The following is a 14,709-nucleotide window of genomic DNA, read 5'->3' on the forward strand; positions in this document are numbered from 1 at the left end:
AGCAGAAATCAGTGACGAGCAACTACTGACATATATACAACACAAAAGCCAAGGAAAAAGGCACCCGTACGGGTGCCTTTTTTTCAGCAAGTAAAGCGCTTAGCGCACTTCAATGTGATGTTTCGTCACTTTTTTGCTGTCAAAAGGTATCGTAACGCGCAGGATGCCATCAGTGAGTTGGGCATCAATAGCGGTTACGTCAACGGTTTCGGGGAGGCGGAAGCTGCGGGAGAAGTTGCCGAAGCCAGTTTCTACGCGGCGAAATTTAGGGGCATTCTCCTCGGCGGCGGGAGCTTTACGCTCACCGCTGATGATGAGTTGGCCTTCTTGGAAGTCGATTTTCACGTCTTCTTTCACTACACCCGGCAGGGCTAGGTGCAGTTCGAAACCTTGCTCAGATTCCAGCACGTCGGCGGCCGGTACGAAGGATTTAACGGGCTCCGTAGTTGCAGGCAGCGTATCGCGAAGCATGTCATTCAACAGCGAGTTGAAAGTGCGGGCGGAACGGAGAGCAGGACGGTTGTTATACAGCAGAGTTGCCATGGTAATAGATACTGTTTTAAAGTCAGAGTTAAGGTTTTCCCTTGCGGGCACACCCTCTATCTATAAAATCTATACCAGAAGTGTTTTAGCTGTCTTCAATAAGACATTCTGTCTTTATTTTGAAAATTTGTCTTAGCAGATATTACGCGCCTCAGGCGAAATAATGCCTTACGAGAGTTTGGAGCAACAAAATCAAGTATATCACGATAAGACAAAATGACATTATATGTATTTGATGTCTATCTTAACCGACCGTTATGCTACGCCTGGACGGGCTGTTAGTGCTGCGTTGGGAGTTGCCGGCGCTCAAAGGGAGTGCCACCTCTAAATAAGGTAAGGCGCACATCCAGCCCGACCACAGGCGACACCAAGTTGGTTCGGCCGCCGCTCGTTTGATTGCCCATAGAATCGTACTGCGGCAGCGTATTGAGGTAAACAGTTTGGGAGGCTACCCAAGGCGTGAAATCGAAGCGCGGCGACAAAACCACTCCCACTTCCCCGCGTAACGCTCCGAAGTCAATTACCCGCTCCTTCAACTCGTCGTCATCGCGCTGCAGACGTAAATAAGCGGCGGCTTCGTAGGCAAGCCGGGGGCGGATGGCCGTTTTTCCACCCAACGGAAATAGTCGGTCTAGATCGAGGCGTAAATGGGTGCTCGCACGACTTTCACCACGTTCGCCACCGGGCACATAATAATCTACCCCCAGACGCTGCCGAAAGTTGAAGGCCCCCAAAGTGTTCCAGTGACGCACAAACAGCTCCGGGACAAGGTCGGTGTATAACCGACCCACGTCACCGCCACCGCGGTAGCCGTTAAAAAACTCCAGCCGAAGCGTAGCCCCGCCGCTCCATTGCTGGTCCCAAAACCGCTCGTACCCTAAGTTCAATCCGAGGCGCTGCAAATCAACTCCGGGGGATGCAGTGAAGAGTGGCGCTCGTAAGCCAACCAGTAAATAATCGTCGCCCTTGAGTGCAAACTCCGTTTGTAGCTCTGGCAACAACAGTGTACTGCTGACTCCACGACGCTGCGCGGCGGTGGAAAGGGAGTAGAACAAGCTAAGTACCAGAGGCAAACAGTATAAGTAGCGCATACAACAAAGCTATAGCAAAATGTAAGGTTGAGCTTTTCCTTCAAGCCTCAACGCGGAGGCAGCTCTTTGTAGTACCTCCGCATTAAGGCTTGAAGGAAAAGAACTGGTTGCTTGCAGGTGCGTCGAGCGGAAGGTTCACCCGAAGGCTTGGAACGCGCCGATGCTTGAAGCTGCCAGGCTAATTGCTCAACGTTGGTAACGGTCGATTCACCTTTTCGAGTTACTGCCCGCTTAGCTCCTGCAACGTAAGCCAAGCCATTAAACCTGGACCAGTTTCCAAGGCTTTGGGCTCGATGTCGAAGGTGGGCGTGTGCACGGAAGAGGCAAAACGGCCATCGGCGGCGCGGGTACCGAGACGGTAGAAGCAGGCATCGGCGGCTTGCGAGAAGTAGGCGAAGTCTTCGGCGGCCAGCCACTGGTCGAGCTCAATTACATTTTCGGCCCCCAAGTATTGTTCGGCAGCGGCGCGGACGCGGGCGGTTAGTTGCGGCTCGTTCTCCAGATAGGGGTAGCCCCGCCGGATTTCCAGCTCGCAGGTGGCGCCCATGGATTCGGCCAGGCCTTCGCACAGACGGCGTAGGTGCTGATGGGCCTCGTTGCGCCACTCCTCATTTAAGGTGCGGAAAGTGCCTTCGATGTAGACTTCGTTGGGAATGACGTTGGTGGCGCCGTTGGCAATAACCTTCCCAAACGACAACACAGAGGGCATTTTGGGGCTGGCCCGGCGACTCACAATCTGTTGGGCGGCCACAATGATGTGCGCGGCTACCAGTACCGGGTCGAGGTTCATTTCGGGCATGGCGCCGTGGCCGCCTTTGCCGCGTACGGTCAGGTACAGCTCGTCAGTGCTGGCCATATAGCGGCCCGGCCGGAGACCAATCTGCCCGGCGGGCAGCATCGGAAACACGTGCTGACCTAATACGCTGGCCGGTTTGGGGTTTTCCAGCACTCCTTCCTTGATCATCAAAGATGCGCCACCCGGCAGCAATTCCTCGCCCGGCTGAAACATCAGCTTCACAGTGCCTTCAAACTCGTCGCGTAGCTGCGTCAGGATGCGGGCTGTACCGAGTAGCGACGAAGTATGCACATCGTGGCCGCAGGCGTGCATGACGCCGGGCTTCGTCGATTTGTAGGGCACTTCGTTTAACTCGGTGATGGGCAACGCGTCCATATCGGCACGCAGGGCTACGGTGCGGGTGCTAGGGTTGCGGCCCTCAATAAGCGCCACGACGCCGGTATTGGCAATAGGCTGCGGCGTGAGGCCCATCTTCGTTAGCTCTGCCGAGACGAAAGCCACGGTATTAAACTCCTGAAACGACAGTTCGGGGTTGGCGTGCAGGTGCTGGCGCAGGGCTACCGTGTCGGCGGCCGTTTCAGTTGCCAGCGCTTTGATGCGAGGAAGCAGGTGTTGCATAAAATAGGGAGAAAGAGAAGTATGCCTAGTTAAACAACACGCTCAGACGTGGGCGTATAGCTACTAGCATGGGCCGTCCCACCACATTGGGACTGAAAGGGGACTCGTTCTGCTCAGAAAAAGATGCACTACGACTTACCAACACGCAATTCGGAAACGTTAAGTATTGCCCTCGTTTGTCGTTGTTGTAGTAGATACGTCCCCGAACCGCAACCATAAAGTCCAACAGAACTGCTTGGCTGCTGCGTTCTACCAAAGTTATGTCCACTACGCCGAGGCAAGGCCACAGCGTAAGTTGCAACGTCAAATTTAACTGGTCTACGTGGCACTCAATGCCGCCATTATCGTTTTCAACAGGCACAACTTCTAAGCCCTGCAATAAATCGAGTTCTTCCCATTGCAACTCTCGGCTGGTCGTCATGACTAGTAAGCCGTCTTGTTCAGGAGCACCTGCGCCGACTCCAACTCGGCTCTAGGGGCCAGCGGGCGAATGCGCATCATGGCTTGCTCGGCTTCTAAGCGCGTTAAGTAGTCGCCTACGTATAAGCGAAACACTGGCTGCTTGAAGGTGAGGTAGTCGGTTTCGTCGGGGTAGCGGCTGATGATAGCGCGGCGGACGGCCATGGCTTTCTCGCGCTCCAGGCCCACGTAGGCCAGAATCCGGTAGCCTTGGGCATATTTCACGTTCTGGTTGGTGTAAGCCTGGTCGCGCAGACGCTGCTCGATTTGCGCGTTGACGTGGTTGGTGGGTGGCACCGTGGGCTTGGGCGCCGGTACAACTGGCTCTTTGGGAGCGGGAAAGGTAGGCCGATAGCGGCTCAGGTCTTCGGCGGGCGCATCCTGCCGGACTTGGCTGGTTCGCACTTTGGTGGTGTCGGCGGGAGTGACGCCCGTGGTGGCCGGAGCCGTGGTAGCACAGGCGCCAAGTGCAAACAAAGTGGAAAGCAACAACACGTTACGCGGTAATAGTGGTATCATCTTCGTGAAGCAAAACGAGGCTATTGGAGGAGCCAATTCGGTCGGCGCCAGCGGCTAGTAGCGCCAAGGCGGCAGTGCGGGTACGGATGCCACCTGCCGCTTTGATGCGAATGTTGGCGGGCAAAGATTGGCGCATCAGCATTACGTCGGCAACGGATGCGCCGCGGCTGGCAAAGCCGGTACTCGTCTTCACGAAGTCGGCGCCGGCTTCTTCACATAGCTCGCAGGCCAGCATGATTTCGTCTTCGGAAAGCAAAGCCGTTTCAATAATCACCTTCAGCAGCGCTCCGCGCAAATGGCATAGCTCCGCCAACTGCCCAATCTCCTCCTCCACTTCTTCTAAGTGACCAGCTTTCAACGCTCCGATGTTGATAACCATGTCCAACTCGGTGGCGCCTTCGGTCAGGGCTTGGTGGGCTTCAAAAAATTTCACCTTCGCCAACTGATAGCCTAGCGGAAAACCCACAACCGTGCATACCGCCACGCGCGAACCCTTCAGCTTCTCCACCGCCAAGCGCACGTAGCACGGCGGCACACACACGGCAGCAAACCGGTATTCGGCGGCCTCGGCACAGATTTGCTCGATTTGCTCGGGGGTGGCATCGGGCCGGAGCAGTGTATGGTCGATGTGGGGAGCAAGGTTCATATCACTAAAGGTAATGTCAACGAGGGATTTAGCCGTGAGGCCATGCAGGCAGCGGTTCAACTATGTACGTACTTGCCCCTTCCAATAGACTGTCTGAACAGCAAAACGGGAGCCGGCGACTTTCGCCAGCTCCCGTTTGAAGCAATTACTTGGCCGAAAATGTTACGCAATATCAACTAATACGCAACGGTTGTTGAGCAAGTCTTCTTCTACAGTTTTGAATTTCACATCCCGCAGAATGCGGCCGTCCATGTACTGCACGCTCACTTTCTCGTTGCGATTGGCAATTTTTTGCGCCCGGACAGGCTGCTGCTTTTCCAGCGGCATGTCGTCGGGGTGCATGTCCTCGGGGCCCGCGCCCAGCGAAATAGACGATATTTCCTTCTCGGCCTTCAGCTTGGGCATGGGGGCCGGAGTCGGCAGTTCGTCTTCGATGTAGAATTCGGAGTCGTTGGTGCCTTCGGCGCCGGCTTGCATCGGTACGTCGGCGCGGAACAGGAAGGCGAGCGTCTCCTCGTTCACTTTGCCAATCATGCCTTTGAACAGCTCGAAGCTCTCGAACTTGTACACCAAGAGCGGGTCTTTCTGCTCGTACACGGCGTTTTGTACTACCTGCTTGAGGTCGTCCATCTGGCGCAGGTGTTGGGTCCAGGCGGTGTCGATGGTGGAGAGCACCACGGCTTTCTCCATGCTCCGGATGATTTCGTGACCCTTGGTAGCTTGGGCGCGGCGCAGGTTGGCTACGGCCGACACTTGCTTGCGGCCATCGGTGAACGGCACGGCTACGTTCTCGAACGGTGCGTTTTGGGCCAGCAGATCGTTGACCAGCGGCATGGCGTTGGTGGCAATGTGGTCGTTCTTGCTATGGTAGTAGCCGAGCGCCTCATCATACAGCTTCTGCGTGAGCGGACCAGCGGCCAGGCCTTTCATCTCCTGCTCGGTGATGTAGGTGTCGTAGCCGTAAATGCGCAGGATGGCCAGCTTGAAGTCTTCGTAGTCGCCGGAAATCTTGTGGCTGGTTACCACGTCCTCGGCCACGTCGTAGATCATATTCCAGATGTCGAGTTCCAAACGCTCGCCGAACAGGGCATTGCGACGACGCTTGTACACCACTTCGCGCTGCGCGTTCATCACGTCGTCGTATTCGAGTAGGCGCTTGCGCTGGCCGAAGTTGTTTTCCTCGACTTTCTTCTGCGCCCGCTCGATGCTCGACGTAATCATGGAGTGCTGAATTACCTCGCCTTCCTCCAGACCCATACGGTCCATGAGCTTGGCAATCCGGTCGGAGCCGAAGAGGCGCATCAGGTTGTCTTCCAGGCTCACGAAGAACTGCGAAGAGCCCGGGTCGCCCTGGCGGCCGGCCCGACCACGCAACTGGCGGTCAACGCGGCGCGACTCGTGCCGCTCGGTGCCGATGATAGCCAAGCCGCCCGATTCCTTGGCAATGCCGCGCAGCTTGATGTCGGTACCACGGCCGGCCATGTTGGTGGCAATGGTTACCGTACCAGGATGGCCAGCGCCGGCTACAATTTCGGCTTCGCGCTGGTTTTGCTTGGCGTTCAGCACTTGGTGCGGTATGCCGCGCAGCTTCAGCATGCGGCTGACCAGCTCGGAAATTTCCACGGAAGTGGTACCTACCAGCACGGGGCGGTTGGCTTTCACCAGCTCCTGGATTTCCTCGGCTACGGCGTTGTACTTCTCGCGCACGGTCTTGTACACCTTGTCGTGCTCGTCTTGGCGCTGAATGCCACGGTTGGTGGGTATTACTACCACGTCGAGCTTGTAGATACTCCAGAACTCGCCAGCTTCGGTTTCGGCCGTACCCGTCATGCCGCCCAACTTGTGGTACATGCGGAAGTAGTTCTGCAAGGTCACGGTGGCGTAAGTCTGCGTGGCGTCTTCTACGCGCACGTTTTCCTTGGCCTCGATGGCCTGGTGCAAGCCGTCGGAGTAGCGGCGACCTTCCATTACGCGGCCGGTCTGCTCGTCCACAATCTTTACCTTGCCGTCGTCGGTGAGGATGTACTGGTCGTCGCGCTCGAACAGGGTGTAGGCTTTCAGCAGCTGGTTCACGGTGTGTACCCGTTCGCTCTTTTCCTGGTAGTCCTGCATGAGCTGCTCCTTCTGGTGCAGCCGGTCTTCGTTGGTGAGGCTCTTATTGTTTTCGAGGGCCGCAATTTCCATCCCGATGTCGGGCATGATAAACAGGTGCGGATCTTCGCCCTGGGCCGTAATCAGGTCGATGCCTTTTTCGGTTAGCTCGATCTGGTTGTGCTTCTCGTCGATGGTGAAGTACAGCGGCGCATCGGCCTGCGGCATCTGGCGGGCGTTGTCTTGCAGGTAGAAGTTCTCCACCTTTTGCAGCACGGCCCGCACGCCGGTTTCCGACAAGAATTTAATCAGCGGCTTGCTCTTGGGCAGGCCACGGTAGGCGCGGAACAAGGCCAGACCTGGCTCGCCTTCCTTAGTACCTTCTTTGCCTTCCTTAATGCCCTTGCGAGCCTCTACCAGGTACTGCTGCACCAGTTTCTTCTGCGCGTCCACCAGCATCTGAATGCGGGGCTTGAGCTGATAGAACTCGTGCACATCACCACGCGGCACGGGCCCCGAGATGATGAGCGGCGTCCGGGCATCATCAATCAGTACGGAATCCACCTCATCGACCATGGCGAAGTGGTGCTTGCGCTGCACCAGCTCCTGCGGGTCGCGCGCCATATTGTCGCGCAGATAGTCGAAGCCAAACTCGTTGTTGGTGCCGTAGGTGATGTCGGCGGCGTAGGCTTTGCGGCGGGCATCGGTGTTGGGCTGGTGCTTGTCGATGCAGTCCACGGTGATGCCGTGGAACTCGAACAGCGGCGCATTCCACTCCGAGTCACGCTTGGCCAGATAGTCGTTGACGGTTACCAAGTGCACCCCGCGCTTAGACAGCGCATTGAGGAAAGCAGGCAAAGTCGAAACCAGGGTTTTGCCTTCTCCGGTGGCCATTTCGGCAATTTTGCCTTGGTGCAGGACTACGCCGCCAATCAGCTGCACGTCGTAATGCACCATGTCCCACGTGATTTCAGCACCGCCGGCCACCCACTTATTGGCCCACACGGCTTGGTCGCCCTGGATGGTGACGTTCTTCTTGCGCGAGGCGTACTCCCGGTCGTAGTCGGTGGCGGTTACCACCAGCTGGCCGTTCTCTTTGTAGCGGCGCGCGGTTTCTTTTACGATAGCAAAAGCGTCGGGCAGTACTTCCAGCAGCACCACTTCCAGATCTTTGTTGCGCTGTTTTTCCAGCTCGTCAATCTGGTCGAATACCTGCTCTTTCTGCCCGATATCCAGCGTCGTATCCTCGTTGACGCGGGTGTGCAGCGCGGCTATCTGGTCGTCGATGCCTTTGAGGCGCTCATCAATACGGGCGCGCACCTCGTTGGTCCGCTCGCGCAGTTGGTCGTCAGATAGTTGTGCCAGTTTGGCATATTCGGCATTTATAAGCGCTACGTAGGGGATAATCTCCTTCAAGTCCCGGTCCGATTTGGTACCGAAAATTTTGGCGACGGTTTTCCCTAAAAAATCAAACATGCTAGTCTATTTAAGCTGAAACGCGAGGGCGTACCTCAAATTTACGGCGTTTTTCGGGAAACTCCCGGAGCTATACCGCTTATGCGTCGCTCCGACCCCCAAAACGACAAAACCCCGCTCCCTCAAAAAGGGTGCGGGGTTTCTGTAAAAGAAATGTTGTCAGGTTTTTGGGAGCGGGTTGTTAGTGGTTGGTTGTTAGGTAGACCGTGGTTCTGAGCATAGCCGAAGCATCTCGCTAGAGTGTTAAAATCATTCGGTTGCGAACGATTTTATGATCTATGTACGTGTGTAGAGACGCGGCCAGGAACAGTGTCGGAGGGTGTAGCGCGAAACCTGAGCTTCGCGTATCGTTGCTGAGGTTGAACGATGTCGTTACTACGTGCAAGGTCGTTCAACGATACGCGAAGCTCAGGTTTCGCGCTACACCGTTCCGGAAACTGCATCAGCAACCTACGAAGCCAGCGCAATACGCTCTTCGGGCTCTTCCCTCAACTTGTCCATCATTTCCATGACGCACTTGTGTAACCGGTCTTCGGCGGAAGGCAGCAAATTGCCTTGGCGGCTACCTAACACGCTGTATGAAGGCCGGGCAGCGGGCAGGCCGAAAGCCTGCATGGAGCACGGCAGCACAAACGACTGATCCAGGCCGGCCATATCGGCGGCGAGGCGGGCGAGTTCGGCCCACGTGTAGGCGCCTTGGTTGGCTAGGTGCCACACGCCCTTCTCCTCATCGATGAGCAGGTTGAGCGACACGTTAACCAGGTCGGGGACGTAGGTGGGCGAGATGAGCACGTCGTCGGCGGCTTGGAAGGCTTGCTTTTGCTGGCCGGCCCGCAAGGCGGAATACACGAAGTTGTGCTCGTCCCAGGGGCTGAAGAAGGCGCTAGTGCGGATTACCAGGGCATTGGGCTGCTGAATCAGGACGTCGCGCTCGGCGAGGCGTTTGCTGTTGCCATACACGTTCAGGGGCCGGGGCTGGTCGCTTTCCACGTACGCCGACGACTTGTTGCCGTCGAAGACGAGGTCGGAGGAGAAGGTGAGCAGCTGGATGCTCCGGGCGGCGCAGGCAGTCGCCAGAATGGCGGGGCCGATGGCGTTTTCGCGGTAGCACCGCTCGAAATCCTTTTCGGCCTCATCCACCCGCACGTAGCCGGCGGTGTTCACCACGGCCCACGGGTTGTAGCGGGCCAGAGCTTTCTCGACGGAAAGTACGTCGGTGATGTCGAGCTCGGCGCGGTTCAGAATGATCGTTTCAATGCCTCGAACAGCGCATAGCCGCTTGAAAGCTTTGCCAAGCGTACCGGTGGCGCCCGTAATCAACAGCGGCTGGATGGCAGGCTGTGAGAGGTTCGCCGACAACTCATTGGAAGGAAGTATTTTCATAGCTTAGGTGGTCTGGTGGGTGGGGCAATGGTGGTGGTAAAGGAAACGCTCTTCCCGCTCCCACCATCCTTTGGAGAGTAATAGAGGATGGTCGTAGTGGCCCTCCAACGCCAGACTACGAATCATTTTGAACAGCGCCGTGGGCCGGGGCGTACCGCCCGACATGTCGAAAACGCCGCTTTCATAGAAGGTACCCGGCCGCGTGAGCAGCGAGTTCCAGTCGTAGGCACCGAGCAACGACCAGATGGTAATGGCCCGCATATCAACGCCTTCTTCCTTGAGCTGATTGGCGATGTTCCAGGTTTGCTGCACCCACCGCATTTGCTCTTCGCGGGTGCACTCGATGTGCACTTCCGTTACGGCCAGGGGCAACTGGTACCGCTCCCATGCTTCCATCAGCAACCGATACTGGCCAGTCAGCTCCACCAGGCGCACGCGCACGGCTTCCACGTCGGCATAGTCGGGCCGCTCGTTGCAGGAAACCACCCGGTGATGCTCGGGGAAGGCTTCGTGGTTGGTATCGAGGAACCGCTCACTGGTGATGTAGTAGTTGATGCCCATTACATCGGGCGGACAGGGAACCTCAACCAGCTCCAGCAGCTCTTTTTTGGTGGCGCCGTTGGTTCGGAGATAGTCCCACATCGGGTGGTTTTCATCGATGCGGCCGCAGAGCAAATCGAAGGTCAGCCAGCGCCGGTTGTTTTCGTATTCGGCCTGGTATTCGAGGCCTGGCGTGCACTGCGTTTTGCCGAGGTCTTCGGTTTGCACCAGTTCTGCCTCCGGGTTGATTTTCCGCACCGCTTGCATGGCGGCTTTCGTGCCCTTGATGTGGTTGAGCTGGATGCGCACAAACGTTTTGTCGTCGATGCCGTGCGGATACCAGATGCCATACAAGCCGCTGAAGCGGGCCGTCGTGAGGGGTTCGTTGACGGGCGTATAGTGCTTGATCCAGGGATAACGCTCGGCCACCATTTCGGCGAAGCGGGCCAGCCCTGGCACGAAGTTCTTACGGTGCAGCGCCGTGTAGCGCGGGCCGCTGCCGTGGTGCAGCAGCGTTACGATGGGGTCGATGCCGAGCTCCCGTAGGCGGTTCAGGCGCTCGTCGGTCCAGGACCAATCGGGTTCGTCGAGGCTGTTGGGGGCTACCTGCTCCCACAGCACCGGGTAGCGTAGTTTCTTGATGCCAAGCTCGGCAAACAAGTCGAGGTCTTCGACCCGGTACCGGTGCCCGCTGTTCTCGAGCTGGTCCGTGTACCCGTTGCCGATGCGACGGATGGTACATTCTACGCCGCCCCACATTTCAACATTCTTCTCAGACATAGTTTAAGTCATTGGAAAGGAAGGCAACTAAGCAACTTACAATTCACTTTATTTCGCCATAAAGTGACGAGGTTGCCCGGTCCTAAAACAAGCCTGTCATCTATTCTCGGGATAAAAGACCGCGCAGGGCCTCTTCCCGAGAGTAGATGACAGTTTTTCACTGAACGACTATAATCGTCAGCTTCATGATATTGTGTTTACGTGGCCGGATGGCCCTACGAGTGTTTGGAAGTATGCCTCGCAGGGCTTCTGGTGAGATGGTCGGAGTGCGTAGCAGTAGGCAGGTGGATGCCTACTGCTACGCACTCCGACCATGCTGGCTTACGGCTTACCTTTAGCCGGGTCGCGGGGAACGAGCTTATCGATGATGGAAGCGGAGCCGGTAATGGCGGGTTTAGCAGCGGCTTTCACCGCTTCCTCGCTTTTCTCGGTTAGCTTCTTGTACAGCGTCAAGGCTTGGGCTACTACTTGGTCCATGTTGTAGTAGCGGTAGGTGGCCAGGCGGCCTACGAAATGGACGTTCGGCGTGTTATCGGCCAGCTTCTTGTACTGGTTATACAGCTCCGCGTTTTCGGGCTGCGGTACGGGATAGTACGGGTCGCCCTCGGCTTTCGGATACTCGTACACGATGGCCGTTTTGGGGTGCTTCTGGCCGGTGAGGGCCTTGAACTCCGTGATGCGGGTGTAGAGGTTGTCGTTGGGGTAGTTCACGACGGGCGCCTCCAGGTAGTTTTCCTGGTTGAGGGTTTCGTGCTTGAACTCCAACGAGCGGTACGGCAGCTTGCCATACTTGAAGTCGAAATACTCGTCTACCGGACCGGTGAAAATCATTTCCTTGAACGGAATGAAGTCGATGATGTCGTGGTAGTCGGTGTTGAGCATGATCTTGATGTTGGGGTGATCCAACATCTTCTCGAACATGCGCGTGTAGCCGTGCAGCGGCATGGCTTGGTAGGTATCGGTGAAGTAGCGGCTGTCGCGGTTGGTGCGGGTAGGCACGCGCGAAGTCACCGACTTGTCGAGCTCCGAGGGGTCGAGGCCCCACTGCTTGCGGGTGTAGTTGCGGAAAAACTTCTCGTATAGCTCGCGGCCTACTTTGCTTACTACTACGTCTTCCGACGTTTTAATAACCGGAATTTCCTCGGCCAACGACTCCAGGAACTGCTCTACCTCGAAGCTGTTGAGCGAGAGGCCATAGAGTTTGTTGATGGTATCGAGGTTAATGGGCATGGGCACCAGCTGGCCATCAACGGAAGCCAATACGCGGTGCTCATACGGACGCCAATCGGTGAAATTCGACAGGTACTCGAATACGTCTTTCGAGTTGGTGTGGAAGATGTGGGGTCCGTATTTGTGGACCATGATGCCTTCTTCGTTGTAATGATCATACGCATTGCCCGCAATGTGGCTGCGTTTGTCTATAACGAGAACTTTCTTATTCGAACGGGTTGCCAGACGCTCGGCCAGCACGCTGCCAGCAAAGCCGGCCCCTACTATTAGATAATCGAACATAAGCTAAAAGTGTTTTGGAAAGGATTAGGGAGAATGGAAGGAAGTCAGGAAGCGGAGACCAGCGAGGAATCGGCTATTTCAGTGACGGCGTTGGTAGTTTTAGCCTGGAGGCGAGCCAGTATCAGGTCGCGCATTTGCTGCCAGGTTAAATCCCAAGAGATAGTAGCCAGGTATTCGTCGGTACGGCGGCGCCAATCGGCGTCCTGCGTCTGAACCAGGGCTTTCTCGATGGCCCGCCCGAAGTCGTCGGCGTTGTCGGCAATCTGTACAAGGTTGAGTTCCCCGTACGGCCGCACCACGTCGCGAATAGGCGTGCTGACTACCGGACGGCCAGCGGCCAAATATTCCGGAGTCTTGGTGGGCGAAATAAACTTGGTGCTTTCGTTGTCGGCAAAGAGCAAGGTAGCCACATCCCACCCTTGCAGGTAGGCAGGTAGCTGCAAGTAATCCTTACCACCGAGGTAGTGAATATTCTGGTGGCGGGGCAGCATATCGTGGCTGATTTTCACCACCGGCCCGATGATAACAAACTGCCACTCCGGGTGCGCTTCGGCCAACTGACCGAGCAGCTCGATGTCGAGGCGCTCATCAACCACGCCGAAGAAGCCAATGCGCGGATGCGCAATACCGGCCTGGTCGGCGGGGTCATCCATGGGCTGGCGGGCCAACCCAAAGTGGTCTTTGTCGATGCTGCTCGGGAAGGGGTGCGCATCGGGGTGCTGCAGCTTTTTGGATTCGTAGAGCGTATAACCGCCCGTGAACACCAAATCGGCTTTCTTGAACAGGTCTTGCTCCCGCTCGCGCAAGCCATCGGGCGCAAACTTGAAGCTGGCCAGCTCGTCCATGCAGTCGTAGATGGTGAGTGCCGGCTTGAAGTCGCGCGACTTGTTGAGCGCCATCGGCGTGTAATACCAGAAAATATACTGCGTGAAGTTTTCCTTCTCGAAGTACTCAGCCAGCAACTTGCTTTGCGCCGCGTCGGAATCCTGCCACGTCAAACCGAAAGGCAAGTGCGCCACAACTACCTTTACGCCGTTCTGGCGCTCCTTTATCTCCAGGAAAGGCTCGGTTAGCGTATGATCAACAAAAGGATCTTCGACGTAAAGCACCCGGCCGTGCAACGCAAACCGCGACAGTAAGTGCTGCGGCCGTTGCCACACAAAATCCCAATGTAAATGAGCGAAGCAGACCAAATCTGGAAACGACTTGGACGGTGTTGAAGGAGCGGATAGATTTAAGTCAGAGGCAGAGGAATTCACCTGCGCTGGATCATTCAGCGACATAGAGCATCAGTAAGTGGAAAGTAGCGATACACCAGCGGGTCTACAAAGCAGCCTGGAAAGTCACTACCCGGTTGGTATTAGATTATACGCTAATCCTTAGTAAAAGGATACACTGCCGCCAGAGAATACAGTTAGCTGATAAGTTCAACTATAACACCTTGCAACCTATATAGTACTGTTTTTCGCCCTGAAAAGTTACATTCTCAACCAATTGGCCGTTGGTGCAGCTCAACACTAAGGGTAACACTGTTTTCCTAATGCCGGTCAACAAACTCAGCCGTACTTCTTGTCTGTGCTTGCTCCCGCTATATGTCCAACAAACATTGGTATTCTACAACATCTTGCCAGCCTTTAGCAGTACGCAACCAGTCTTTGCGTGCACCTACAAATTGAAATCCGACTTGCTCGAACAGCTTTTGGCTAGCACTATTATCGGCATTAATTGTACAATACAGTTGGTGCAAGTGTAAAGTCTGACGGGCGTAAGTGGCCAGAAGTTTCAGCGCGGAACGGGCATATCCTCTTTTCCGCTCGTGGGGCAACACCGCAATTCCGACCCCGGCCCGCTGGTGGCGCGGCTCGAAATCAAACAAATCGACGGTGCCTAGGGCCCGCTGATCGGCTACTGCGCATATTACCAGCCGGAGCTGCCGCACTTCCTCGAAATCAGCGCCGGCATTGTCTAAATATTTCTGCAAAGTGTAGCGCGAAATCGGCGTCACGGTATCGGAAACGTGCCATAAGGACGAGTCATTTTCCAGCGCGTAAAGAAAGTCGAGGTCTTCGGCTTCGAGAGCCCGCAGAAAAATAAGGTCGTCGCGAAGCATATAGTAGAGCTTATACCGATTAGCGGGTTACGGTCTGTTTTTGGGTAAGCAGCAGGTTGTGCAAGCCGCAACACAGCAGCATCACCGTATCGCGGATTTCTGCTACGCGGCCGCGAAACACGTCGCGCACCACGCGCCAGCGTTT

12 protein-coding genes are annotated in these 14,709 nt (G+C 56.1%); all 12 read right to left on the reverse strand.

Annotated features, from left to right (window positions below):
- Positions 1-99: 99 nt before the first annotated feature.
- The 12 genes from VF639_RS19655 to VF639_RS19710 all read right to left on the reverse strand — a co-directional run bounded on the left by VF639_RS19655 (position 100) and on the right by VF639_RS19710 (position 14,564).
- Positions 100-543, reverse strand: a complete 444-nt coding sequence (locus VF639_RS19655) for an Hsp20/alpha crystallin family protein (RefSeq protein ID WP_331147645.1) — start codon at positions 541-543, stop codon at positions 100-102.
- 278 nt (positions 544-821) lie between these two features.
- The gene (locus VF639_RS19660; protein WP_331147646.1) at positions 822-1,634 is read right to left on the reverse strand and encodes a hypothetical protein; all 813 of its coding nucleotides are present in this window, start codon (positions 1,632-1,634) and stop codon (positions 822-824) included.
- 220 nt (positions 1,635-1,854) lie between these two features.
- Entirely contained in the window at positions 1,855-3,048 is a 1,194-nt protein-coding gene (locus tag VF639_RS19665) for a M20 metallopeptidase family protein (protein WP_331147647.1), read from the reverse strand.
- A 25-nt stretch (positions 3,049-3,073) separates the two neighbouring features.
- Positions 3,074-3,469 (reverse strand): hypothetical protein, encoded by a 396-nt coding sequence (locus tag VF639_RS19670; protein ID WP_331147648.1) that lies wholly within the window; start codon positions 3,467-3,469, stop codon positions 3,074-3,076.
- A gap of 2 nt (positions 3,470-3,471) precedes the next feature.
- Positions 3,472-4,026 (reverse strand): sporulation protein, encoded by a 555-nt coding sequence (locus VF639_RS19675; protein ID WP_331147649.1) that lies wholly within the window; start codon positions 4,024-4,026, stop codon positions 3,472-3,474.
- Positions 4,004-4,672, reverse strand: a complete 669-nt coding sequence (gene deoC, locus VF639_RS19680) for a deoxyribose-phosphate aldolase (protein ID WP_331147650.1) — start codon at positions 4,670-4,672, stop codon at positions 4,004-4,006. Before deoC ends, VF639_RS19675 begins: the two co-directional genes overlap by 23 nt.
- Before the next feature lie 162 nt (positions 4,673-4,834).
- On the reverse strand, positions 4,835-8,239 hold the full coding sequence (gene secA, locus VF639_RS19685; protein WP_331147651.1) for a preprotein translocase subunit SecA: 3,405 nt from the start codon (positions 8,237-8,239) through the stop codon (positions 4,835-4,837).
- 450 nt (positions 8,240-8,689) lie between these two features.
- Positions 8,690-9,622, reverse strand: coding sequence for an SDR family oxidoreductase (locus VF639_RS19690; protein WP_331147652.1), 933 nt, complete (start codon positions 9,620-9,622; stop codon positions 8,690-8,692).
- 3 nt (positions 9,623-9,625) lie between these two features.
- Positions 9,626-10,942: a family 1 glycosylhydrolase gene (locus tag VF639_RS19695; RefSeq protein WP_331147653.1), complete on the reverse strand. Its 1,317-nt coding sequence runs from the start codon at positions 10,940-10,942 to the stop codon at positions 9,626-9,628.
- Between the two features lie 321 nt (positions 10,943-11,263).
- Entirely contained in the window at positions 11,264-12,454 is a 1,191-nt protein-coding gene (gene glf, locus VF639_RS19700; RefSeq protein WP_331147654.1) for a UDP-galactopyranose mutase, read from the reverse strand.
- Positions 12,455-12,498: 44 nt separating this feature from the next.
- Positions 12,499-13,737, reverse strand: a complete 1,239-nt coding sequence (locus VF639_RS19705; RefSeq protein WP_331147655.1) for a glycosyltransferase family 1 protein — start codon at positions 13,735-13,737, stop codon at positions 12,499-12,501.
- A 305-nt stretch (positions 13,738-14,042) separates the two neighbouring features.
- A complete protein-coding gene (locus tag VF639_RS19710; RefSeq protein ID WP_331147656.1) occupies positions 14,043-14,564 on the reverse strand; it encodes a GNAT family N-acetyltransferase in 522 nt (173 codons plus the stop codon).
- Between the last annotated feature and the right edge of the window lie 145 nt (positions 14,565-14,709).

This window comes from Hymenobacter sp. (assembly GCF_036387835.1).
Classification (GTDB): domain Bacteria; phylum Bacteroidota; class Bacteroidia; order Cytophagales; family Hymenobacteraceae; genus Hymenobacter.

Bases quoted from the DNA above. Each gene is read 5' to 3' on its own strand.
- VF639_RS19655 (WP_331147645.1), bottom strand. From the start codon at position 543: ATGGCAACTCTGCTGTATAACAACCGTCCTGCTCTCCGTTCCGCCCGC.
- VF639_RS19660 (WP_331147646.1), bottom strand. From the start codon at position 1,634: ATGCGCTACTTATACTGTTTGCCTCTGGTACTTAGCTTGTTCTACTCC.
- VF639_RS19665 (WP_331147647.1), bottom strand. From the start codon at position 3,048: ATGCAACACCTGCTTCCTCGCATCAAAGCGCTGGCAACTGAAACGGCC.
- VF639_RS19670 (WP_331147648.1), bottom strand. From the start codon at position 3,469: ATGACGACCAGCCGAGAGTTGCAATGGGAAGAACTCGATTTATTGCAG.
- VF639_RS19675 (WP_331147649.1), bottom strand. From the start codon at position 4,026: ATGATACCACTATTACCGCGTAACGTGTTGTTGCTTTCCACTTTGTTT.
- deoC (WP_331147650.1), bottom strand. From the start codon at position 4,672: ATGAACCTTGCTCCCCACATCGACCATACACTGCTCCGGCCCGATGCC.
- secA (WP_331147651.1), bottom strand. From the start codon at position 8,239: ATGTTTGATTTTTTAGGGAAAACCGTCGCCAAAATTTTCGGTACCAAA.
- VF639_RS19690 (WP_331147652.1), bottom strand. From the start codon at position 9,622: ATGAAAATACTTCCTTCCAATGAGTTGTCGGCGAACCTCTCACAGCCT.
- VF639_RS19695 (WP_331147653.1), bottom strand. From the start codon at position 10,942: ATGTCTGAGAAGAATGTTGAAATGTGGGGCGGCGTAGAATGTACCATC.
- glf (WP_331147654.1), bottom strand. From the start codon at position 12,454: ATGTTCGATTATCTAATAGTAGGGGCCGGCTTTGCTGGCAGCGTGCTG.
- VF639_RS19705 (WP_331147655.1), bottom strand. From the start codon at position 13,737: ATGTCGCTGAATGATCCAGCGCAGGTGAATTCCTCTGCCTCTGACTTA.
- VF639_RS19710 (WP_331147656.1), bottom strand. From the start codon at position 14,564: ATGCTTCGCGACGACCTTATTTTTCTGCGGGCTCTCGAAGCCGAAGAC.